Raw genomic sequence first — 21,945 nt, forward strand, 5'->3', positions numbered from 1 at the left:
TCCACCGCCACGGCCCCTTAGCTCAGTGGTTAGAGCAGGCGACTCATAATCGCTTGGTCGCTGGTTCAAGTCCAGCAGGGGCCACCAAATTTTAGCTTTAAAATCATATAATTAAGCCACTCTAAAGAGTGGCTTTTTTGTTTCTGACAGGGCTCGCCCCATACCGCTATTTACGATGCCAATAGGCTGCCGCACGTACCAGGTGTGGATCAAACCCCTTTTCAAAGCACTGACTTAAACGTTTTACCGTTTTGCCTTCGCCAGTAATCCAGATGAAATAGTCTGATTCTGGTATTGTCAGCTGCGACAGGCGCGTTTGCATTGCCTGTTCATCGCCGCCAACAACATATTCCACAGTAATATCCGTCAAATGGGCGAGATAATCGCGGTATGCCGCATCCTGAATGCTCACCAGCGCGGTTACCGCAGGGCGCACAGGCAGACGGCTAAGCGATTCCAGACGACGACGTAGCGCAGGCATACCGGACTCATCGCAGACATAAACCTGACAGGCATACTCTTCCGGCACCACCAGCGAACCGCGCGGCCCGCCGATCGTCAGTGTATCGCCTTCACGGGCTTCCATTGCCCAACGGCTGGCTACGCCGCCATCGTGGATAAAGAAATCCAGCGCCAGCTCGCGACGCGCCTCGTCATACAGCGGCGTGTAATCCCTGGAGACCGGGCGAACGCCCTCCCCCCAGATAATGCCTTCCTCAGTGACTGTCGGAGGCGTAAAGCGACAGCCTGGCTCAGGGAAAAAAACTTTCGTGTGATCGTCAAAGCCCAGGGAGATGAAACCGTCCAGCGCCTCGCCGCCAAGTACGATCCGCTGAAATCCTGCGCTAATACGTTCTACCCGCAGAACGATCAGCTCGCGAAAACGCAGCTCATTACGAACACGCTGTGGGTAGCGTACGGATGATGTCGTCATTTTTTGCCTTCGTGAAGTAATACGATATATCTAAATTAAAGTTTTAAATGATAATGATTGTTAATCAGTAAAAATGCAACTGTTTTTTGATAGTGTTCTGGCAACACATCGCTAATCACAACTTCAAAATAAAACGTTATAAATTAATAGATTATATCAACAAGCGCTTTTATCCTTGCTAAAAACCATCATTTAGATATAAATTAGATATATCTAAATAAGCAGGAGGCAATGATGCAAAATCAACATGAAGGGTGTTGCAAAAACCGGGATCATATGCACGATGGTTGCTGCAAAGATCGAGAACATCAGCATGAAGGCTGCCATAGCGCGCATCAGCATGAGAACGCCAGTTGCGGCGGCGAGCACCGTCACGGACACGGCTGTGGTCGTCATGGACAGGGCGGTGGTCGACGTCAGCGATTTTTTGGCCACGGGGAACTTCGGCTGGTCATTCTTGATATCCTGACCCGGGACGCCAGCCACGGCTATGAACTGATTAAAGCGATAGAAAACCTGACGGGGGGCGGCTATACGCCAAGCGCTGGCGTGATCTACCCTACGCTGGATTTTTTACAGGATCAGCAATTTATCACGATTAGCGACGAAGAAGGCGGGCGGAAAAAAATCGCGATTACCGCGAACGGCGCGCAATGGCTTGATGAAAATCGCGAACACCTGACGCATATTCAGGCGCGGCTAAAAGCCCGTTGTGTGGGCATGGAGTTACGTAAAAATCCGCAGATGAAGCGGGCGCTGGATAACTTCAAGGCCGTGCTGGATCTGCGGATAAACCACAGCGATATCAACGACGCGCAAATCAAACGCATTATCGGCGTGATTGATCGCGCGGCGCTGGAAATCGCCGAACTGGATTAAGCGGGCTGCGTGTCCTCTTCGCGGACGCGGAACACGTTAACCAGCTCTTTTAAATGTAACGCCTGTTCGTTCAGCGACGCCGCGGCGGCAACAGACTCTTCCACAAGGCAGGAGTTTTGTTGCGTGGCGGCGTCAATCAGGCCAATCGCGCTGTTAATCTGCGAAATACCGTCAGTTTGCTCGCGGCTGGCCTGCCCAATCTCACGTAATATCACATCCATCTCTTCGACGTTATCCACCATGCCATTAATCAGGGCGCTGGCTTTCTCCACCAGGTGCATCCCTTCCTGAGTCTGACTGGTTGAATCTTCAATCAAATTACGGATTTCACTGGCTGACGAGGCGCTCTTTTGCGCCAACTGGCGAACCTCTCCGGCGACAACGGCAAAACCACGTCCATGTTCGCCCGCGCGCGCCGCTTCAACCGCCGCGTTCAGCGCCAGAATATTGGTCTGAAAGGCAATGGAATCAATGATATTGATGATATCCGACATACGATTTGCCGTATCGTTAATGACGCGCATTTTCTGCGTCACTTGATTCATCATCTCCCCATTGTTTTTCACTACGCTGGCGGCGCCGGCAGAGAGTTTGGTCGCTTCACTGGTATGGTCAGCCGTATTTTTAACCGTGGCGGTAATCTGTTCCATCGACGCCGCCGTTTCTTCAACCGAGCTGGCCTGCTCTTCCGTACGCGCCGCCAAATCCTGGTTACCGGCGACAATTTGCGCCGCCGCTGTGGAGATACTTTCCGAACCGTTTTGCACTTCCTGTACGATATCCAGTAGACGCGTTTTCATCGCCATTAACGCTTGCAGTAGTACGCCTGTTTCATCTTTATAGTCGGTGGTGATATGGCGAGTCAGATCGCCATCGGCAATCGCCTCGGCAAAGCGTACTGCGTCATCAAGCGGCCGGGTAATAGAACGCACAATATACCATCCCATTACGCCTCCGGCGGCGATGCTTATCAGCGCCAAAGTGATTAACAGCGTCCGATTATTTTTAAAATCCTCTTTGACCTGCACGCTCGCTTCATGCATCTGCGCGTCCTGAACAGCGATAAGTTCCTGGACTTTGTCCTTATAGACTTTTTGCACCTGCACCGTTCTGGTCATCATCTCCTGAATGGCCGCCTGACGATTATTGCTTTGAATATCTTTCAAAATACGGAATCTGGACTCCAGGTATTGCTGGCGCGCTTCACGGATCTCATTAATGATTTTCTGTGAATCCGCATCGTGACTATTTTCCCTGGAAAGCTCATCCAGTAGCGCCGAAATGCGCTGGCTTATCTCACTGAGTTCTTTCTGCGAGCTCTGGCTCCAGCGCCCCTCTTCATCCAGTAACATGAGCTGCTGCGCGATGATGAAATCATTAAAATTATCGATTAACAGATTGGCTTTTACCGTGGTGGGATAATCATTGGTAATAATGTCCTGCATACCCGTATTAGCCCGATCAAGGCTAAACAAAGACAGAGCGGAACTCACCACCATGAGAACAATGAATAAGCCAAAGGCCATAAATAATTTTGAACGTATTTTAATGTTATGCAAAAACATATTTTCTCCCTGGGATTGCATATCCTCATACAGGAAGATTTATCGGCAATAATGTTACTAACTTTATGATATTGATCGCTTTTTATTTCTGAACATTATTAGTAAGTAATTTTTATTGTTCACAGAAAGATGAACCAAAAGTGACATAAATTGGCACTAATAATGAAAGAAATACGCTAAAAGGTTAACCATTTCTTATTTATTAACTGAGTTTATACCTATTAATAGGCAGGAAAGGGAGAAGGAATAAATATCACATTATTTTTAACATCACAGGCCACTGGTACTCTCTATGATGGCAGGCACCGCCTTCTATCAGAGCGCATCCGCCCGGTAAGCTTATTGCTACCGGGCGGATGTCATTACCGTTGCTACCTACAAATAAACTTAATGCAGTACCGTGACCGCATCCTCCAGCCGGCTGGCACGGTGTTTTACCATTGCGGAGACTTGTGCGCTCTCTTCCACCAGCGCCGCATTCTTCTGGGTTATGCGGTTCAACTCGTCCACGGCGCGAGTCAGGCTGGAAAGCCCATCTGTCTGTTCCTGCGTCGACTGGCTGATCCGTGCGATAAGCAGGGTGACATTTTGCACCTGGGCTACAATGTCATCCATGGTACGGCCTGCGGCGTGAACCTGCTCGGAGCCTGACTGCACCTTTGTTGCGCTGGCGTCAATTAATTTACGAATATCGTTCGCCGCATTAGCGCTACGGCTGGCAAGATGACGTACCTCGCCAGCAACCACGGCAAACCCTTTCCCCTGCTCGCCCGCTCTCGCCGCTTCTACCGCCGCATTCAGCGCCAGGATATTCGTCTGAAAAGCGATATCGTTAATTAGCGTGGTGATCGTCCCGATACGTTGCGTACTGTGAGCGATATCATCCATCGTTTTAATCACCGTATCCATCGCCTCACCTCCCTGAGTCGCCGCGCTACTGGCCGCCATGGAAAGCTTATCCGCAGCGGAAGCCGTCTCGGAATTGAGCTTCACGGACTCCGCCATCTGGTTCATGGTCGTTACCGTTTCCTGAACATTCTCCACGGTCTGACGGGTGTGTTCGTTCAGATCATTGTTACCCTTCGCCAGCCTTTCACTGCCGTTTCTGACGCTGGAAACCTGACTTGATACGTCATTGATCAGCCAGCGGCACATCAAGCCAAGCTGCCCCACGGCCCTCAGCATCAGCCCCAACTCATCGCTACGATTAAGGTGTTGTACGCTGTTGCGTTCGCCGGTCGCCACTTTCAGCGCCTGCGTCGCCACATTTTCAATGGGACGCACAATTTGCCATTCAAATAGCGCCGTACCTGCCAGCATCGCCAACGCGCCCAACAACAACGCCTGCCATGAGGCATCCGTACCGAACAGCGCCAACGCCAGCATTACGGCCATTAGCCCCATAATACTACGCACTCGCCAGCGAACAGGCATAGCGGGCAGTTTGCCCAGCAAGCCCTGACGAACCACCAGGCCTTTATGAATACGTTTACTACACCGCCCTTCATTTAGCGCCTGATATAAAGGCTCGACGGCGGCAATCTCATCATCCGTGGCGCGGGTACGGATCGACATATATCCCGTCACACGCCCTTCACGTATCATCGGTACCGCGTTGGCCCTCACCCAATAATGGTCGCCGTTTTTACGCCGGTTTTTCACAATGCCGCTCCACGGTTCGCCCTGTTTTAGGGTGTACCACATATCTGCGAAGGCAGCTTTCGGCATATCCGGATGACGCACCAGATTATGTGGCTGCGCCAGTAACTCGTTTAACTGATAGCCGCTCACCTGGACAAAAGTGTCATTGGCGTGAGTGATATAGCTTTCCAGGTCGGTCGTAGACATCAGAGTGGTATCATCATCCAGCGGGGTATTTAGCTGGCTGACGTAGGGATGAGAAGACATGATAGCGTCCTGTGCAGGTTATCTGGATGTTAATTTTTCGCTCAGATGTTATTTCGGCGCTAATCTATTTATCTTTAGTTGTTAAAATTGCTCTGGATCGCAATTTGCGATTAATCCTTAATATTTGTACGATTTTCACCTCATCCTGCGCCTTATTTTCATTATGAAATTGTTTAGCGTGGACAACCTTTTCTTTAAAATCTGCCCTGGCTCACCTTTTTCTCACGCCGCTGCTAACGCAACACACCGTAAACCATAAAACAAGATCTGCTCAAAATGCATCCAATTGTTAACGCATGACATTAAATGTTGTGTAAATGTGATTATCCCTGGTGTTTATCCCGATTTTCACTATGGGCTTAGACCCCCGCTAATCCCTGCAATACTTAATTCAGTATCATGTGATACACGGCCCTCTGGAGCTCATTTTGAACAGGTTACCTTCCAGCGCATCGGCTTTGGCCTGTAGCGCGCACGCACTGAATCTCATCGAGAAGCGAACGCTAAACCATGAGGAAATGAAAGCACTAAACCGAGAGGTCATTGACTACTTTAAAGAGCATGTAAATCCAGGATTTCTGGAATACCGGAAATCTGTTACCGCCGGCGGGGATTACGGAGCCGTAGAGTGGCAAGCGGGCAGTTTGAATACGCTTGTCGACACCCAGGGGCAGGAGTTTATCGACTGTCTTGTTTGGCATCTTTAACGTGGGGCACCGTAATCCTGTTGTGGTATCCGCCGTCCAGAATCAACTCGCAAAACAACCTCTCCACAGCCAGGAGTTACTTGACCCCTTGCGGGCGATGCTGGCAAAAACGCTGGCGGCGCTGACACCGGGGAAACTCAAGTACAGCTTTTTCTGTAACAGCGGCACCGAATCCGTCGAAGCGGCGCTAAAACTGGCAAAAGCGTATCAGTCGCCACGCGGCAAGTTTACCTTTATCGCCACCAGCGGCGCATTTCACGGCAAATCATTGGGCGCGCTCTCCGCCACGGCCAAATCCACCTTCCGCAGACCCTTTATGCCTTTACTGCCGGGCTTCCGCCATGTGCCGTTTGGCAATATCGACGCGATGAGCATGGCATTTAGCGAAGGCAAAAAAACGGGCGACGAGATAGCAGCCGTGATTCTGGAGCCTATTCAGGGTGAAGGCGGCGTGATCCTGCCGCCGCAGGGATACCTGACAGAGGTACGTAAGCTCTGTGACGAATTCGGCGCGCTGATGATTCTGGATGAAGTACAAACCGGCATGGGGCGTACCGGCAAGATGTTTGCCTGTGAGCACGAAAATGTGCAGCCTGATATTCTGTGTCTGGCGAAAGCCCTGGGCGGCGGCGTGATGCCGATTGGCGCCACCATCGCGACTGAAGAGGTGTTTTCGGTTCTGTTCGACAATCCCTTCCTGCATACCACCACTTTTGGCGGTAATCCGCTGGCTTGTGCTGCCGCGCTGGCGACCATTAACGTCCTGCTGGAGCAAAATCTCCCGGCCCAGGCGGAACAAAAAGGCGATACGCTCCTGGATGGTTTTCGACAACTTGCGCGTGAATATCCCAATCTGGTACACGATGCGCGCGGCAAAGGTATGTTGATAGCCATTGAATTTGTCGATAACGAAACGGGCTACCGTTTTGCCAGTGAGATGTTCCGTCAACGCGTGCTGGTCGCTGGTACGCTGAATAATGCGAAAACAATTCGTATCGAGCCACCGCTCACGCTAACCATTGAACTGTGCGAACAGGTATTGAAATCAGCGCGTAATGCGCTGGCGGCAATGCAGGTGAGCGTTGAAGAGGTTTAAAAACGATGCCGGATGGCGCTGTGCTTATCCGGCCTGTTTTCTCCGGGTCGCGGCCTCTTTTTTGAATCCCATCACAATCACCACATTCCCCTTTTCCCTTTTATCTCGCGACGGCTACAGTAGTAACTCATCCGACCACATAACAATAATTTTACATACTGGATACGCTTATGAGCTACCCATCGCTGTTCGCCCCGCTCGATCTGGGCTTTACTACTCTCAGAAACCGCGTGCTGATGGGATCGATGCACACGGGTCTGGAAGAACATCCTGATGGCGCCGAGCGCCTGGCGGCATTTTATGCCGAGCGCGCGCGACACGGCGTAGCGTTAATCGTCACCGGCGGTATTGCGCCCGTTCCCTCCGGGGTCGTGATGACCGGCGGCGCGATGCTGAACGACGCCAGCCAATTAACGCCTCACCGCGTGGTGACCGATGCCGTACATGCGCAAGGCGGTAAAATCGCGCTGCAAATTCTGCACACCGGACGTTACAGCTATCAGCCGCACCTGGTCGCGCCGTCGGCAATTCAGGCGCCAATCAACCGCTTTATGCCGCATGAACTGACGCATGATGAAATCTTGCAGTTAATCGACGACTTCGCGCATTGCGCGCAACTGGCGCGGGAAGCAGGCTACGACGGCGTAGAGGTGATGGGATCAGAGGGCTATCTGATTAATGAATTTCTCACCCGGCGAACTAACCATCGCGATGACGAGTGGGGCGGCGACTATACCAGCCGTATGCGCTTCGCGGTTGAGGTAGTACGCGCGGTACGCCAGCGGGTAGGGAACGACTTTATTATTATCTATCGCCTGTCGATGCTCGATCTGGTGGAAAATGGCGGCACGTTCGACGAAACGGTACAACTGGCGCAAGCCATTGAAGCCGCAGGCGCAAGCCTAATTAATACCGGCATTGGCTGGCATGAGGCGCGAATCCCGACCATCGCCACGCCAGTACCGCGTGGCGCCTTTAGCTGGGTGACGCGGAAACTCAAAGGTCATGTGTCGGTTCCGCTGATCGCGACCAATCGCATTAACGATCCGCAGGTCGCCGAGACGATCCTGACGCGCGGCGATGCCGATATGGTGTCGATGGCGCGTCCCTTCCTTGCCGATGCCGAATTCCTGACTAAAGCGCAATCCGGACGCGCAGATGAGATCAACACCTGTATCGGCTGTAATCAGGCCTGTCTGGATCGGATCTTCATCGGCAAAGTGACCTCCTGTCTGGTGAACCCACGCGCCTGTCACGAAACCCACATGCCGATAGCGCCGGCCATACGCAAAAAGAATCTGGCCGTTGTCGGCGCAGGCCCGGCGGGGCTGGCTTTCGCGATTAACGCCGCGTCGCGCGGCCATCATGTCACGCTGTTTGACGCCCAGAGTGAAATTGGCGGCCAGTTTACTATCGCCAGGCAGATCCCGGGTAAAGAGGAGTTTTACGAAACGCTGCGCTACTACCGTCGAATGATCGATGTTACTGGCGTTACGCTGAAACTGAGCCAACGGGTGAACGCAGAGGATCTTCAGCCGTTTGACGAAGCGATCCTCGCCTGCGGAATAGTACCGCGCCGCCCGCCGATAGACGGTATCGATCATCCAAAAGTATTGACCTACCTGGAGGTATTGCGCGATAAAGCGCCGGTTGGTAAGCGAGTGGCGATCATTGGCTGCGGCGGGATCGGTTTTGACACGGCCATGTATCTGAGCCAGCATGGCGAATCCACCAGCCAAAATATTGCTGAATTTTGTACGGAATGGGGAATTGATACCAGCCTGCAACAGGCAGGCGGTCTGCGCCCGGAAGGCCCGCGCCTGGCACGTAGTCCACGGCAAATCGTCATGCTGCAACGCAAAGCCAGCAAGCCGGGCGAAGGGTTAGGTAAAACCACCGGCTGGATCCATCGCGCGACGTTACTGGCGCGCGGCGTGAAGATGATCCCGGCGGTCAGTTACCAGAAGATCGACGACGACGGATTACATCTCTTGATCGGCGGCGAACCGCAGTTGCTGGAAGTGGATCATGTGGTGATCTGCGCCGGACAGGAACCTCGCCGCGAGCTGGCGGACCCGTTACGCGCCGCAGGTAAAACGGTACATCTTATCGGCGGATGCGATGTCGCGATGGAGCTGGATGCCCGACGGGCGATTGCCCAGGGCATCCGACTGGCGCTGGAGATTTAACGACTTTACCTGATGGCGCTGCGCTTATCGGGCTTACGCCGTCATACCGGTTTTATAGGCCGGTATGACGCTTGAGCGCCTTATCGACGGTGTCCCTGCTTCACCGCTTTCAAAATAACAAACTTATTGTTGGTTGCTATCGTCGCGCAATTACCGAAAATCTTCTTCAGCTTGTGGAAATAGTCCAGATGGCGGTTCGCCACAATATACAGTTCGCCGTTGATTTTCAGGCAGCGGCGGGCATGATGGAACATCTCCCAGGCGATATTATCCGTCAGCGCATGTTTCTGGTGGAACGGCGGGTTGCAGAACACAGCGTTAAAACGGAACGGCTCCACGCCGGAGAGCGCGTTGTTGATCATAAATTCGCAGCGTTCGAATGCTTCCGGCAGGTTCGTTTCTACATTCAAACGGCTGGAATCTACCGCCATCGGCGATTCATCGACAAATACTACGTTCGCCTGCGGATTTTTCGCCAGTAAGCTCAGGCCAATCACCCCATTGCCGCAGCCGAGATCGACAATCTCCCCGTCGAGGTTTTCCGGCAAATGCTGCATAAAGAAGCGCGCGCCGATATCCAATCCGGTACGAGAAAACACATTCGCGTGGTTGTGAATCGTCCAGCCTGTATCTTCCAGTTTCCAGCTTAGCGTTTGCGGCGCGTCGGCCAGTTGCGGATGACTGAAGGTACAGTTAATCAGGCGCGCTTTCTTCCACGCCAGCGTCGTCGTGGTTGGGCCCAGCACTTTTTCAAACAGTTCCAGCGTAGAGGTATGAATATCACGCGCTTTCGCGCCGGCGATAATACGCGTTTGCGCCGTAACGACCTTACGCAAAGCGCGTAACTGCTGTTCCAGCAACGCCAGTGTTTTCGGTACTTTAATCAATACCACGCCCGGTGCCTGCGGGTAGTCAGCGGTACTGTCGAGAAACGTTACGCTGGACTCCGCGATGCCGTTATGGCGTAAATTCTCTCGCGTACCCAGTTCGCTTAAATACGAATCGCCAATACTGTATGGCGAATGCTCCGCCAGCGCACAGCTTAGCGCGCCAAACGTATCATTCAGGATCAGCACCGGGCCGCGAATTTCCGTCTCATCCAACTGTTGCAGCAGATACTCATCGGCCGCCTCCCACGCCAGAAGCGGGTTAACATCATCCGTTTGCGGAAAACGTTTCAGCGTCAGTGAACGGAAACCGTCGTCTACGTGGCTCATTAGGCCTCCTGAATGGTAAAATTGCGGCGTTATCCCTGAAAAGGGTGCGTGAGTATACACTTTTTATCAGCAACATGGAGCTTTGATGACCTCACTAACTTACCTTCAGGGGTATCCGGAACATCTCCTTGCCCAGGTGCGCGCCTTAATCGCCGAGCAGCGCCTGGGAGCAGTGCTGGAAAAACGTTATCCCGGCGCGCATGATTACGCTACTGACAAAGCGCTATATCACTATACTCAGGAACTGAAAAGTCAGTTTCTGCGCAATGCGCCGCCCATCAATAAAGTGATGTATGACAGCAAGATCCATGTGCTGAAAAATGCGCTGGGACTGCATACCGCTGTCTCGCGCGTTCAGGGCGGCAAGCTCAAGGCAAAGGCGGAGATCCGCGTCGCCACCGTGTTTCGCAACGCCCCGGAGCCATTCTTACGGATGATTGTGGTTCACGAACTGGCACACCTGAAAGAGAAAGATCATAACAAAGCGTTTTATCAGCTCTGCTGCCATATGGAACCGCAGTACCATCAACTGGAGTTTGATACGCGACTGTGGCTGACGCATCAGGCGCTGTCGGCACAATAAATTCTGAAAATGCCCCTTCCCCCGTATCTTTTTAACGGCGTGGGCATAAAATCGGCGCGTTCACATTTCGCTCATTGCCTGCCGCCACGTCAAGGATGACGATCTGTAGAGGGTATTTTTTATCCACCGCCAACGGAACCGCGCAACAACCATGCTCTCACAATGTGCCCGTTTTATCCGCCGCCTCTGTTTTACACGCCGGGCGTTAACAGTGGCGTGTTTTCTGCTTGTCGCAGCAGGCGTCGCGCTTTTCTATTCCAACTGGCTTATCGTCAACGCCTCACAGCATCTGACATGGAATGACATTCAGACCGTTCCCGCCCGCAACGTCGGGCTGGTGTTAGGCGCTAAACCCGGCAATCGGTATTTTACCCGGCGGATTAATACTGCCGCCGCGTTGTATCACGCCGGTAAAGTGAAGTGGCTGTTAGTCAGCGGCGACAATGGCAAAAAAGAGTACGATGAACCTTCGGCGATGCAGCAGGCGCTGATAGCGAAAGGTGTGCCGGAAGCGGCCATTTTTTGTGATTATGCCGGATTCTCCACGCTGGACTCCGTAGTTCGCGCCCGGAAAGTGTTTGGCGAAAGCCGCATTACGATTATCTCGCAAGCATTCCATAATCAACGGGCGATCTGGCTGGCGCAACAATATGGCATAGACGCTATCGGCGTTAACGCGCCGGATCTGAATAAAAGGCACGGAACCTACACACGACTTCGGGAAAAGCTGGCGCGGGTTAGCGCGGTGCTGGATGCCAAAATTTTGCACCGTCAGCCTAAATATCTGGGCGCTGGCGTCACTATTGGGGCTGATAGCGCACACGGGTGCCCTTCTCGCCAGTAAAATGCCAGAGTGCGTCGCAGCGCACTGGCAAGGGCGGAAAGGCGTGCTACATTGACGAAAAATCCCTTTCTGGAGTCCGCTGACGTTTATGATACGTTTCGCTGTAATTGGGACTAACTGGATCACGCGCCAGTTTGTCGACGCCGCCCATGAAACCGGCAAATTCAGGCTCGCCGCCGTTTACTCCCGTAGTCTTGAACAGGCGCAGTCTTTCGCAAATGATTATCCCGTCGAGCATCTGTTTACCTCGCTGGAAGCGATGGCGCAAAGCGACGCGATTGAGGCGGTTTATATCGCCAGCCCGAATTCCCTGCATTTCTCCCAGACGCAGCGCTTTTTGCAGCATAAAAAACATGTCATGTGCGAAAAGCCGCTGGCTTCTAACCTGGCGGAGGTTGATGCCGCTATCGCCTGCGCGCGCGATAATCAGCGGGTACTGTTTGAAGCCTTTAAAACCGCCTGCCTGCCCAACTTCCTGCTGCTGCGGGAATCGTTGCCGAAAATCGGCAGAATGCACAAAGCATTCCTAAATTACTGCCAGTACTCTTCACGTTATCAGCGCTATCTGAACGGTGAAAATCCGAATACGTTTAATCCGGCCTTCTCCAATGGTTCGATTATGGATATCGGGTATTACTGTCTGGCGTCGGCGATCGCGCTATGGGGCGAGCCGCGCAGCGTTCAGGCGTCGGCGAATTTATTGGAAAGCGGAGTAGATGCACACGGCGTCGTGGTTATGGATTACGGCGATTTTAGCGTCACGCTACAGCATTCCAAAGTCAGCGACTCGGTACTGGCCAGTGAAATTCAGGGCGAGAGGGGATCGCTGGTCATTGAAAAGCTGTCGGAATGCCAGAAAGTGTGTTTTGCGCCGCGCAGCGCGCTGATGCAGGATCTGACCCAGCCTCAGCATATTAATACCATGCTGTATGAAGCCGGGGCGTTTGCCCAGCTTATTGAAAACCATGCCGTGGAACATCCGGGGTTGTCGCTAAGTCGCGCCACGGCAAAATGGCTGACAGAAATACGCCGTCAAACCGGGGTCATCTTCCCGGCGGACGATCTGACTCATCCCCTTACTGCGTAAAATTATGTAAATCATATGTTACAGGCCATTGACTCTACGCGTGGCCTGTCATACTTTGTTACGCGCAAAGGGGAGTAACTTCATTGCCGGTCGATCGTCATTACGATGTGTGCAAAACCACATCCGGTCACCGGGCAGCCATAAAGGAATGCGTCAGCGTATTCCTTTATTGTTGTAAGTGAGACCTTGCCGAATGGCAAGGTCTATGCATAAAAGCAACGGCTAATGCCATTCGGCGTTAGCCGTTTTTTTTTTTTGCATAGGGAGAAATAATGAATACTGTTGGTACGCCATTATTATGGGGTGGATTCGCGGTTGTTGTGGTGATAATGCTATCCATCGACCTGTTGTTGCAGGGACGCCGTGGCGCACATGCGATGTCGATGAAACAAGCGGCAGGATGGTCAATCCTGTGGGTAACGCTCTCGCTACTGTTTAACGCCGCTTTCTGGTGGTATCTGGCTGAAACGCAAGGGCGCGAAGTTGCTGACCCGCAGGCATTGGCGTTCCTTACCGGCTATCTGATTGAGAAGTCGCTGGCCGTAGATAACGTCTTTGTCTGGCTGATGCTGTTTAGCTATTTCTCCGTCCCTCCGGCTCTGCAACGCCGGGTGCTGGTGTATGGGGTTCTTGGCGCGATCGTGTTGCGTACTATCATGATTTTCGCCGGTACCTGGCTTATCACTCAGTTCGAATGGCTGCTGTATGTGTTCGGCGCCTTCCTGCTGTTTACCGGCGTAAAAATGGCGCTGGCGAAGGAAGATGAATCCGGCATTGGCGAAAAACCGATGGTGCGTTGGCTGCGCGGGCATCTGCGCATGACCGATACGATCGAGAACGAGCACTTTTTCGTACGTAAAAACGGCCTGCTGTATGCCACGCCGCTGCTGCTGGTGCTGATTATGGTTGAGTTCAGCGATGTGATCTTCGCCGTTGACAGTATTCCGGCGATCTTTGCGGTCACCACCGACCCGTTCATCGTACTGACCTCTAACCTGTTTGCCATCTTAGGACTGCGCGCGATGTACTTCCTGCTGTCCGGCGTGGCGGAACGCTTCTCGATGCTGAAATATGGTCTGGCGGTCATTCTGGTCTTTATCGGCATTAAGATGCTGATCGTCGACTTCTACCATATTCCTATCGCGATTTCGCTGGGCGTAGTGTTTGGCATTCTGACCATTACGCTGGTGATTAACGCCTGGGTTAACCATCAGCGCGATAAGAAACTACGAGCGCAATAATCTTTTATCGGGGTAAACCTGCCCCATCAAAAACGCCCGGCAGCGCACACCTGCCGGGCGTTTTTGTTTAACATGTCACAATACTGTTAATATAAAGTTATAAAACATGATCACAGCAAAAAATCCAGGATATTTCGCTTCCCGAACCTTCAACTTTCCTTATACTCAACCAGGCAAACACTTTGTTACATCCTGAAATATGCGCCGTAAGAGCGTGCAGGGGATGACCAGCAACACAATACAAGGAACATGAAATGGCTACGCAACGAGCATCAGGGCTACTGCAGCGTTTAGCGCAAGGCAGTCTGGTTAAACAAATTTTAGTGGGTCTGATACTGGGGATTTTACTGGCATGGATTTCTAAGCCTGCGGCAGAAGCGGTTGGCTTGCTTGGCACCCTGTTCGTCGGCGCCTTAAAAGCGGTCGCCCCCGTTCTGGTGCTGATGCTGGTAATGGCCTCGATCGCCAACCACCAGCACGGCCAAAAAACCAATATTCGCCCTATTCTCTTTCTTTACCTGCTAGGCACCTTTTCAGCCGCGCTGGCGGCCGTTGTGTTCAGCTTCGCCTTCCCTTCAACGCTGCATCTGTCCAGTAGCGCCCAGGATATCGTGCCGCCGTCCGGCATTGTAGAAGTCTTGCGCGGTCTGCTGATGAGCATGGTGTCGAACCCCATCGACGCGCTGCTGAACGCTAACTATATCGGGATTCTGGTGTGGGCCGTCGGTCTGGGATTTGCCCTGCGTCATGGCAATGAAACCACCAAAAACCTCGTGAACGATATGTCTAACGCCGTGACCTTTATGGTGAAACTGGTGATCCGTTTCGCGCCAGTCGGTATTTTTGGTCTGGTTTCATCAACGCTTGCAACCACCGGCTTCTCTACCCTGTGGGGTTATGCGCACCTGCTGGTCGTCTTGATTGGCTGTATGCTGCTGGTCGCGCTGGTGGTCAACCCGCTGTTGGTATTCTGGAAAATTCGTCGCAACCCTTATCCGCTGGTGTTCGCCTGCCTGCGTGAAAGCGGCGTTTATGCCTTCTTTACCCGCAGCTCTGCCGCCAATATTCCAGTGAATATGGCGCTGTGCGAAAAGCTGAATCTGGACAGGGATACTTACTCCGTTTCCATTCCGCTGGGCGCCACTATCAATATGGCCGGCGCGGCAATTACCATTACGGTTCTGACGTTGGCGGCAGTCCATACGTTAGGCGTCCCGGTGGATCTGCCTACAGCGCTGCTGCTGAGCGTGGTGGCCTCGCTGTGTGCTTGCGGCGCCTCCGGCGTGGCAGGCGGTTCATTGCTGCTGATCCCGCTGGCGTGCAACATGTTTGGCATCCCGAACGATATCGCGATGCAGGTAGTAGCGGTCGGCTTTATTATCGGCGTATTGCAGGATTCGTGTGAAACGGCGCTGAACTCGTCTACCGATGTTCTGTTCACTGCGGCAGCCTGCCAGGCAGAGGACGAACGTCTGGCGAATAACGCCTTGCGTAGCTAAGTGATTATCGATGCCGGATGGCGTATGCCATCCGGCGTAACGATAGATCTGAATCTCCCAATCCATAGGCTGTGATGGAAAGCGAATTGATGTTCACGCGCAACATCCTCGCGTAACGTTATATGTAGATGGCGTCTGCCACGGCGCTCGGTCAGCGTAAAGTATAAAGTGTCAGCCTGTGTAAATCCTCTCGCCACCCTCCCTTGCGATAAGCAAAATCAAAGCTCAACGACGCGTAATTTCTATAACGGACTTCGTTGACCTTTGTTACAATTAGATGCATTTTGAATTTTTGTGTGTTAGTGCTTGCTTACTTCACAATTTAACAAGGAATAGTTCAGGCCGCGAATTTGCCGTTTCCGCAACGCTGATAAAAACTCCAACTCTGTTGCGGCAGTGCAAACCTCAGATCACCGGCGTGACGTTAACCGATTCTCCAGGAATACTGAATGGAACTACTGACTCAATTGCTGAATGCCCTGTGGGCTCAGGACTTTGAAACACTGGCCAATCCTTCCATGATTGGCATGTTATATTTTGTGTTATTTATGATTTTGTTTCTGGAAAATGGGCTGCTCCCTGCCGCCTTTTTGCCTGGCGACAGCCTGTTGATCCTGGTCGGCGTGCTGATCGCCAAAGGCGCGATGGGTTTTCCACAAACCATTTTGCTGCTTACCGTCGCGGCCAGCCTGGGTTGCTGGGTGAGCTATATTCAGGGCCGCTGGCTGGGGAATACCCGCACCGTGCAAAACTGGCTCTCTCATCTCCCCGCACATTATCATCAACGCGCCCATCACCTTTTCCATAAACACGGCCTGTCGGCATTATTGATAGGCCGTTTTATCGCGTTTGTCAGAACACTGCTGCCCACCATTGCCGGCATATCCGGCCTGAATAACGCGCGCTTTCAGTTCTTCAACTGGATGAGCGGCTTGTTGTGGGTGCTTATCCTGACGTCGCTGGGCTATCTGCTGGGCAAAACGCCCGTCTTTATGAAATATGAAGATCAGTTAATGTCATGCCTGATGCTGCTGCCCGTGGTGCTGCTCTTTTTTGGCCTGGCGGGTTCACTGGTCATGCTGTGGAAAAAGAAGTATGGGAGCCGGGGATAACTTATGCTTAAACCACGCATAACTGCCCGACAACTCATTTGGATCAGCGCTTTTCTACTGATGCTGACCATACTCATGATGACGTGGTCAACGCTGCGTCAGCAAGAGTCGACGCTGGCCATTCGCGCGGTTAACCAGGGCGCCAGTATGCCAGACGGCTTCTCAGTTCTGCATCATCTGGATGCGAACGGCATTCATTTTAAAAGCATTACGCCTAAAAATGACATGTTGCTCATTACCTTCGATTCCCCTGCGCAAAGCGCCGCAGCAAAAACAGTGCTTGATCAAACGTTACCACACGGTTATGTCGTCGCTCAGCAGGACGATGACAACGAAACGGTACAGTGGCTGTCCCGCTTACGGGAAAGCTCACACCGCTTTGGCTAATCTCCAGGAATCCGAATCATATCACTCACTTTGGTGATTTCATTGTTTAATGACTATGATTAATAAAGCGGTGTTTAACCCACCGCGTTATTATCGGGATCACCGCCCCGGACAACGGGTCCGAACATAAGGGAAAGTTCAGGAATGAAATACCGCATCGCTTTGGCTATCACGCTTTTTACACTTAGCGCCGGTAGCTACGCTAATTCGCTTTGTCAGGAAAAAGAGCAGGATATACAAAAGGAAATTAGCTACGCTGAAAAGCACAACAATCAGCGCCGTATTGAGGGTCTGAACAAGGCGCTCAGCGAAGTACGCGCCAATTGTACTGACAGCAAGCTGCGCGCCGAGCATCAGAAAAAGATCGCTGAGCAAAAAGAAGAGGTAGCCGAACGCCAACGTGATTTAGCCGAGGCAAAAGCAAAAGGCGATGCGGATAAAATAGACAAACGTGAACGTAAGCTGGCCGAGGCTCAGGATGAGCTAAAAAAACTTGAGGCCAGAGACTACTAAATTAACGCCGAATGTAAATACTCACTCACCTGGAGAAAACTATGTCGAAAGATAACACTACGGAACATCTGCGCGCTGAGTTGAAATCCCTGACCGATACGCTTGAAGAAGTGCTGAGCTCTTCGGGCGAAAAGTCGAAAGAAGAGTTGAGTAAGATTCGTAGCAAAGCCGAGCGCGCGCTGAAAGAGAGCCGTTACCGCCTGGGCGAAACGGGTGATGTGATTGCCAAACAGACTCGCGTCGCCGCCGCCCGCGCCGATGATTATGTGCGCGAAAATCCCTGGACAGGCGTAGGCATTGGCGCCGCTGTCGGTCTGGTGTTGGGCGTACTGCTGACGCGTCGTTAATTATGGCGGACTCTCGACAGGCACAAGGACCAGGCAAAAGCGTACTGGGTATCGGGCAGCGGATTGTCACCATTATCGTTGAGATGGTGGAAACCCGGCTGCGACTGGCGGTAGTAGAACTGGAAGAAGAGAAGGCGAACCTCTTTCAGCTTTTGCTGATGGTAGGTCTTACCATGCTCTTCGCGGCGTTTGGCTTAATGAGCCTGATGGTTCTGGTCATCTGGGCTATCGATCCTCAGTACCGTTTGAACGCGATGATCGCTACCACTGTTGTGCTGTTAGTGCTTGCGCTAATCGGCGGCATCTGGACTTTGCGCAAAGCGCGTCAGTCCACGCTATTGCGCCATACGCGGCACGAACTGGCTAACGATCGGCAAATTCTGGAGGACGATCAGTCGTGAGCAGCAAAGGCGAACGCGAAAAACGTAAAGCGCTGCTTCTCAGTCAGATCCAGCAGCAACGGCTGGATCTGTCCGCCAGCCGTCGCGACTGGCTGGAGACCACCGGCGCGTACGATCGCGGCTGGAATACGGTGTTAAGCCTGCGCTCCTGGGCGCTGGTCGGTAGCAGCGTAATGGCCATCTGGACCATCCGTCATCCTAATATGTTGGTACGCTGGGCGAAACGCGGCCTGGGTATCTGGAGCGCCTGGCGCCTGGTAAAAACTACCCTCCGTCAACAACAGCTCCGCGGTTAATATCTTTTCTTTTATAGCATCGCGCCATCAGGTTATCACCCGATTACACCTGGTGGCGCGATACTTTTATGCATATAGTCTCTTTACCAATCACTCAAATTTTTTGAAAAAATTTGGCAATTTTCCTTGCTAACAATTTCTGTATGCCACGTTTATGATTCTCTCCAGCGATAACAATGACGCGCCAAACCGCGTCATTGCTCATGAAAATAGCAGCAGCCGCCGAATCGGCCCCCTGGAGAATAAAATGAAAAAATTAGAAGATGTTGGTGTACTGATAGCGCGTATTTTAATGCCAGTTCTGTTTATTACCGCAGGATGGGGAAAAATTAGCGGCTATGCGGGCACACAGCAGTATATGGAAGCGATGGGCGTACCAGGATTCCTGCTGCCGCTCACCATACTGCTTGAGTTCGGCGGCGGTCTGGCGATTCTGCTGGGGTTCCTCACCCGCACCACTGCGCTTTTTACCGCTGGTTTTACGTTGCTGACGGCATTGATCTTCCATAGCAATTTTGCAGAAGGTGTAAACTCGCTGATGTTTATGAAAAACCTGACCATTGCCGGCGGATTCTTATTACTGGCGTTAACCGGGCCTGGCGCGTTCAGCCTTGGCCGTCTGCTGAATAAAAAGTGGTAAGCAATCTATACTCAATTAAAAAAGCGAGGGAATAGCGCCTCGCTTTTGTCATCTGAAGGAGAGAGACATGGGACAACTGATCGATGGCGTCTGGCACGACACCTGGTATGACACCAAATCTTCCGGGGGGAAATTTCAGCGTTCAGCGTCGGCTTTCCGCAACTGGCTTACCGCTGACGGCGCGCCCGGACCTTCCGGCGAAGGCGGATTCGCCGCAGAAAAAGATCGTTACCATCTGTACGTTTCCCTTGCCTGCCCCTGGGCGCATCGCACGCTCATTTTCCGTAAACTGAAAGGTCTGGAGCCGTTTATTCCGGTTTCCGTCGTGAATCCATTGATGCTGGAAAACGGCTGGACGTTTGATGATACTTTTCCGGCGGCCACCGGCGATACCCTCTATCAGCATGAATTTCTCTACCAGTTGTATCTGCACGCCGATCCACACTACAGCGGCCGCGTCACCGTACCGGTCTTATGGGATAAAAAAATCATACTATCGTCAGCAACGAGTCCGCCGAAATCATTCGTATGTTTAACTCCGCCTTCGATGGGCTGGGCGCTAAAGCCGGGGATTACTATCCCCCCGCGCTGCAAAGCAAAATTGACGAGTTAAACGGCTGGATTTATGACAACGTTAATAACGGCGTTTATAAAGCAGGCTTCGCCACCAGCCAGCAAGCGTATGATGAAGCGGTAGAAAAGGTGTTTACTGCGCTGGCGCGCCTGGAGCAGATTCTCGGACAGCACCGCTATCTGACGAGCGACCAGTTGACCGAGGCGGATATCCGCTTATGGACGACCCTGGTACGCTTTGATCCGGTTTACGTGACTCATTTCAAATGCGACAAATACCGAATCAGCGACTACCTGAATCTGTACGGTTTCCTGCGCGATATCTATCAAATACCGGGCATTGCTGAAACCGTTAATCTTGACCATATTCGTCACCACTATTTCCGTAGCCATAAAACGATTAACCCCACGGGTATCATTTCCATCGGACCGTGGCAGGATCTGCTCGAACCTCACGGGCGCGACGTACGCTTTGGCTAATTTCAGGCGTCCTCCGGGACGCCTTATTAATAAATACCACAAATATTTACCAACATTTCATTCGCGGCTATTCTTAGTTTGATTACTTTAAAAACAAGTGATTGAACCATTATTGAGGCGAAAATGGATTGGTATTTAAAGGTTTTAAAAAATTATCTGGGATTTGGCGGCCACGCGCGACGCAAAGAGTACTGGATGTTTATTCTGGTCAATATCATCTTTACCTTTGTGTTGGGCCTGCTGGACGCCATGCTTGGCTGGCAACGCGCCGGGGGTGAAGGCGTTCTGACCACCATTTACGGCGTTCTGATCTTTTTACCGTGGTGGGCCGTGCAGTTCCGTCGTCTGCATGACACTGACCGCTCCGCATGGTGGCTACTGTTGCTACTTATCCCCATTATCGGCTGGCTTATCATCATCGCGTTCAACTGCCAGAATGGTACGCCGGGCGACAACCGCTTCGGCCCCGATCCGAAACGTTTTTCCTGATGGCGGCGCGGCGCCGCTTTTAAAGCGCCGCGCGCTATTTATTTTCCGGCGAATAGCTTAGGTATTTCCCGCAGGCACCAGGCTTTTGCCTCCCCCATACTGTCGCGCCGCCAGGCCATAATAATATCGATTTCGCTGGTCGATTCCGGGCTGACCACGCGTAGCCGCCCTTCGGCAATATCCTGTTCCACCATCGAATATGGCATAGTCGCGACGCCAAGCCCGGCCAGCAGCGCCTGACGTTTATCTTCAATCGTGCTTACCGTCAGACGTGGCTGCTTATCCAGCAGTTGCACCGTTAATACCGGCCGCTCGCGCGCGGTATCCGCTACCGCTACGCCGCGGTATTTAACCCGCGTCACTTCCGAAAGCGGCTCCGGCTCCTGATGAATAGGGTGGTCAGGCGCGGCGACATACACATTCATTAACGAATACAACTTACGGGAGTTAATTTCCGACGACGATCGAAAATGCATATCCGGGGCGATAACGATATCCGCCCGTCCCTGCTCAAGCCGCTCCCATGCGCCAGCCAGTACTTCGGTAATCAATGAAAGCTGCGTATTGGCTTTAGCGGCCAGCCGGTCGATCAGCGGAAAAAAAGCAGGCGTCGGTACCAGAGCTTCAGTGACCAGCGTCAGATGCGTTTCCCAACCGCGGGCCAACGCTTCAGCATCCGTCGTTAACTTGTCTGCCGCTTCCAGCAATACCCGCCCGCGTTCCAGCAGCATACGTCCGACGTTGGTGAATTTTGTACGATGGCCGGAGCGATCGAACAGTACAACGTCCAACTCTTCTTCCAGCTTCTGCATGGTGTAACTCAGCGCGGAGGGCACCCGCCCCAACTCATCAGCCGCTGCGGCAAAACTGCCCCGGCGGTCAATGGCGTCCATCACACGCAATGCTTCAAGCGTCAGCGCTCTCTCTTTAGCCATAACGTTCTCATTCAGGAAATTTG

20 protein-coding genes, 1 tRNA gene and 2 pseudogenes are annotated in these 21,945 nt (G+C 52.4%); 18 read left to right on the forward strand and 5 right to left on the reverse strand.

Annotation, left to right across the window (positions count from 1 at the left end):
* Window positions 1-11: 11 nt before the first annotated feature.
* Window positions 12-87, forward strand: a tRNA-Ile gene (locus N7E69_RS05165).
* A gap of 79 nt (window positions 88-166) precedes the next feature.
* Here N7E69_RS05165 and N7E69_RS05170 read toward each other — a convergent pair.
* Entirely contained in the window at window positions 167-934 is a 768-nt protein-coding gene (locus N7E69_RS05170; protein ID WP_000213760.1) for a siderophore-interacting protein, read from the reverse strand.
* A gap of 231 nt (window positions 935-1,165) precedes the next feature.
* Between N7E69_RS05170 and N7E69_RS05175 the strand changes: the two genes are divergently transcribed.
* Entirely contained in the window at window positions 1,166-1,813 is a 648-nt protein-coding gene (locus tag N7E69_RS05175) for a PadR family transcriptional regulator (RefSeq protein ID WP_000983441.1), read from the forward strand.
* Here the strand turns inward: N7E69_RS05175 and N7E69_RS05180 are convergent.
* Both N7E69_RS05180 and N7E69_RS05185 read right to left on the reverse strand, forming a co-directional pair.
* Complete coding sequence (locus N7E69_RS05180; RefSeq protein WP_000478462.1) at window positions 1,810-3,378, reverse strand: methyl-accepting chemotaxis protein; 1,569 nt, start codon at window positions 3,376-3,378, stop codon at window positions 1,810-1,812. The two genes, N7E69_RS05175 and N7E69_RS05180, sit on opposite strands and share 4 nt — an antisense overlap.
* 387 nt (window positions 3,379-3,765) lie before the next feature.
* Window positions 3,766-5,286, reverse strand: a complete 1,521-nt coding sequence (locus tag N7E69_RS05185) for a PAS domain-containing methyl-accepting chemotaxis protein (protein ID WP_000094642.1) — start codon at window positions 5,284-5,286, stop codon at window positions 3,766-3,768.
* Between the two features lie 428 nt (window positions 5,287-5,714).
* Here N7E69_RS05185 and ygjG point away from each other — a divergent pair.
* Window positions 5,715-7,089 (forward strand): annotated as a pseudogene (ygjG, locus tag N7E69_RS05190) (putrescine aminotransferase).
* 170 nt (window positions 7,090-7,259) lie between these two features.
* Complete coding sequence (locus tag N7E69_RS05195; RefSeq protein WP_000121528.1) at window positions 7,260-9,278, forward strand: NADPH-dependent 2,4-dienoyl-CoA reductase; 2,019 nt, start codon at window positions 7,260-7,262, stop codon at window positions 9,276-9,278.
* Between the two features lie 80 nt (window positions 9,279-9,358).
* Here the strand turns inward: N7E69_RS05195 and rlmG are convergent, their stop codons facing one another.
* Window positions 9,359-10,495, reverse strand: coding sequence for a 23S rRNA (guanine(1835)-N(2))-methyltransferase RlmG (gene rlmG / locus N7E69_RS05200; RefSeq protein WP_000019988.1), 1,137 nt, complete (start codon window positions 10,493-10,495; stop codon window positions 9,359-9,361).
* Between the two features lie 85 nt (window positions 10,496-10,580).
* Between rlmG and N7E69_RS05205 the strand changes: the two genes are divergently transcribed.
* The 14 genes and pseudogenes from N7E69_RS05205 to N7E69_RS05270 all read left to right on the forward strand — a co-directional run bounded on the left by N7E69_RS05205 (window position 10,581) and on the right by N7E69_RS05270 (window position 20,987).
* Entirely contained in the window at window positions 10,581-11,078 is a 498-nt protein-coding gene (locus N7E69_RS05205; protein ID WP_000202966.1) for a M48 family metallopeptidase, read from the forward strand.
* 151 nt (window positions 11,079-11,229) lie between these two features.
* Window positions 11,230-11,922: a vancomycin high temperature exclusion protein gene (locus tag N7E69_RS05210; RefSeq protein ID WP_000951045.1), complete on the forward strand. Its 693-nt coding sequence runs from the start codon at window positions 11,230-11,232 to the stop codon at window positions 11,920-11,922.
* Between the two features lie 88 nt (window positions 11,923-12,010).
* Window positions 12,011-13,009, forward strand: coding sequence for a Gfo/Idh/MocA family protein (locus N7E69_RS05215; RefSeq protein WP_000617684.1), 999 nt, complete (start codon window positions 12,011-12,013; stop codon window positions 13,007-13,009).
* 272 nt (window positions 13,010-13,281) lie between these two features.
* Window positions 13,282-14,250 carry a TerC family protein gene (locus N7E69_RS05220; RefSeq protein ID WP_001098833.1) on the forward strand — a complete coding sequence of 323 codons (969 nt, stop codon included), beginning with the start codon at window positions 13,282-13,284 and terminating at the stop codon, window positions 14,248-14,250.
* A gap of 254 nt (window positions 14,251-14,504) precedes the next feature.
* Window positions 14,505-15,749 (forward strand): serine/threonine transporter SstT, encoded by a 1,245-nt coding sequence (gene sstT, locus N7E69_RS05225; protein ID WP_000235358.1) that lies wholly within the window; start codon window positions 14,505-14,507, stop codon window positions 15,747-15,749.
* Between the two features lie 449 nt (window positions 15,750-16,198).
* Entirely contained in the window at window positions 16,199-16,861 is a 663-nt protein-coding gene (yqjA, locus tag N7E69_RS05230; RefSeq protein WP_000422141.1) for a DedA family general envelope maintenance protein YqjA, read from the forward strand.
* Between the two features lie 3 nt (window positions 16,862-16,864).
* The gene (gene mzrA / locus N7E69_RS05235) at window positions 16,865-17,248 is read left to right on the forward strand and encodes an EnvZ/OmpR regulon moderator MzrA (protein WP_000917516.1); all 384 of its coding nucleotides are present in this window, start codon (window positions 16,865-16,867) and stop codon (window positions 17,246-17,248) included.
* 144 nt (window positions 17,249-17,392) lie between these two features.
* Window positions 17,393-17,761, forward strand: a complete 369-nt coding sequence (locus N7E69_RS05240; protein ID WP_000877297.1) for a DUF1090 domain-containing protein — start codon at window positions 17,393-17,395, stop codon at window positions 17,759-17,761.
* A gap of 41 nt (window positions 17,762-17,802) precedes the next feature.
* Window positions 17,803-18,108, forward strand: a complete 306-nt coding sequence (locus tag N7E69_RS05245) for a YqjD family protein (RefSeq protein ID WP_000031219.1) — start codon at window positions 17,803-17,805, stop codon at window positions 18,106-18,108.
* Window positions 18,109-18,110: 2 nt separating this feature from the next.
* A complete protein-coding gene (locus tag N7E69_RS05250; protein WP_000785626.1) occupies window positions 18,111-18,509 on the forward strand; it encodes a phage holin family protein in 399 nt (132 codons plus the stop codon).
* Entirely contained in the window at window positions 18,506-18,805 is a 300-nt protein-coding gene (locus N7E69_RS05255; protein WP_000095496.1) for a YqjK-like family protein, read from the forward strand. Before N7E69_RS05250 ends, N7E69_RS05255 begins: the two co-directional genes overlap by 4 nt.
* Window positions 18,806-19,052: 247 nt before the next feature.
* A complete protein-coding gene (locus N7E69_RS05260) occupies window positions 19,053-19,445 on the forward strand; it encodes a DoxX family protein (RefSeq protein WP_001675506.1) in 393 nt (130 codons plus the stop codon).
* 67 nt (window positions 19,446-19,512) lie between these two features.
* Window positions 19,513-20,498, forward strand: a pseudogene (locus tag N7E69_RS05265) (glutathione S-transferase family protein).
* Between the two features lie 123 nt (window positions 20,499-20,621).
* Window positions 20,622-20,987 (forward strand): DUF805 domain-containing protein, encoded by a 366-nt coding sequence (locus tag N7E69_RS05270; RefSeq protein WP_000384137.1) that lies wholly within the window; start codon window positions 20,622-20,624, stop codon window positions 20,985-20,987.
* Window positions 20,988-21,025: 38 nt separating this feature from the next.
* Here the strand turns inward: N7E69_RS05270 and yhaJ are convergent, their stop codons facing one another.
* Window positions 21,026-21,922, reverse strand: coding sequence for a DNA-binding transcriptional regulator YhaJ (yhaJ, locus tag N7E69_RS05275; RefSeq protein ID WP_001041023.1), 897 nt, complete (start codon window positions 21,920-21,922; stop codon window positions 21,026-21,028).
* Window positions 21,923-21,945 lie beyond the last annotated feature (23 nt).

The organism is Salmonella sp. 3C, from assembly GCF_025426275.1.
Lineage (GTDB): Bacteria > Pseudomonadota > Gammaproteobacteria > Enterobacterales > Enterobacteriaceae > Salmonella > Salmonella enterica.

Bases quoted from the DNA above. Each gene is read 5' to 3' on its own strand.
- N7E69_RS05170 (WP_000213760.1), bottom strand. From the start codon at position 934: ATGACGACATCATCCGTACGCTACCCACAGCGTGTTCGTAATGAGCTG.
- N7E69_RS05175 (WP_000983441.1), top strand. From the start codon at position 1,166: ATGATGCAAAATCAACATGAAGGGTGTTGCAAAAACCGGGATCATATG.
- N7E69_RS05180 (WP_000478462.1), bottom strand. From the start codon at position 3,378: ATGTTTTTGCATAACATTAAAATACGTTCAAAATTATTTATGGCCTTT.
- N7E69_RS05185 (WP_000094642.1), bottom strand. From the start codon at position 5,286: ATGTCTTCTCATCCCTACGTCAGCCAGCTAAATACCCCGCTGGATGAT.
- N7E69_RS05195 (WP_000121528.1), top strand. From the start codon at position 7,260: ATGAGCTACCCATCGCTGTTCGCCCCGCTCGATCTGGGCTTTACTACT.
- rlmG (WP_000019988.1), bottom strand. From the start codon at position 10,495: ATGAGCCACGTAGACGACGGTTTCCGTTCACTGACGCTGAAACGTTTT.
- N7E69_RS05205 (WP_000202966.1), top strand. From the start codon at position 10,581: ATGACCTCACTAACTTACCTTCAGGGGTATCCGGAACATCTCCTTGCC.
- N7E69_RS05210 (WP_000951045.1), top strand. From the start codon at position 11,230: ATGCTCTCACAATGTGCCCGTTTTATCCGCCGCCTCTGTTTTACACGC.
- N7E69_RS05215 (WP_000617684.1), top strand. From the start codon at position 12,011: ATGATACGTTTCGCTGTAATTGGGACTAACTGGATCACGCGCCAGTTT.
- N7E69_RS05220 (WP_001098833.1), top strand. From the start codon at position 13,282: ATGAATACTGTTGGTACGCCATTATTATGGGGTGGATTCGCGGTTGTT.
- sstT (WP_000235358.1), top strand. From the start codon at position 14,505: ATGGCTACGCAACGAGCATCAGGGCTACTGCAGCGTTTAGCGCAAGGC.
- yqjA (WP_000422141.1), top strand. From the start codon at position 16,199: ATGGAACTACTGACTCAATTGCTGAATGCCCTGTGGGCTCAGGACTTT.
- mzrA (WP_000917516.1), top strand. From the start codon at position 16,865: ATGCTTAAACCACGCATAACTGCCCGACAACTCATTTGGATCAGCGCT.
- N7E69_RS05240 (WP_000877297.1), top strand. From the start codon at position 17,393: ATGAAATACCGCATCGCTTTGGCTATCACGCTTTTTACACTTAGCGCC.
- N7E69_RS05245 (WP_000031219.1), top strand. From the start codon at position 17,803: ATGTCGAAAGATAACACTACGGAACATCTGCGCGCTGAGTTGAAATCC.
- N7E69_RS05250 (WP_000785626.1), top strand. From the start codon at position 18,111: ATGGCGGACTCTCGACAGGCACAAGGACCAGGCAAAAGCGTACTGGGT.
- N7E69_RS05260 (WP_001675506.1), top strand. From the start codon at position 19,053: ATGAAAAAATTAGAAGATGTTGGTGTACTGATAGCGCGTATTTTAATG.
- N7E69_RS05270 (WP_000384137.1), top strand. From the start codon at position 20,622: ATGGATTGGTATTTAAAGGTTTTAAAAAATTATCTGGGATTTGGCGGC.
- yhaJ (WP_001041023.1), bottom strand. From the start codon at position 21,922: ATGGCTAAAGAGAGAGCGCTGACGCTTGAAGCATTGCGTGTGATGGAC.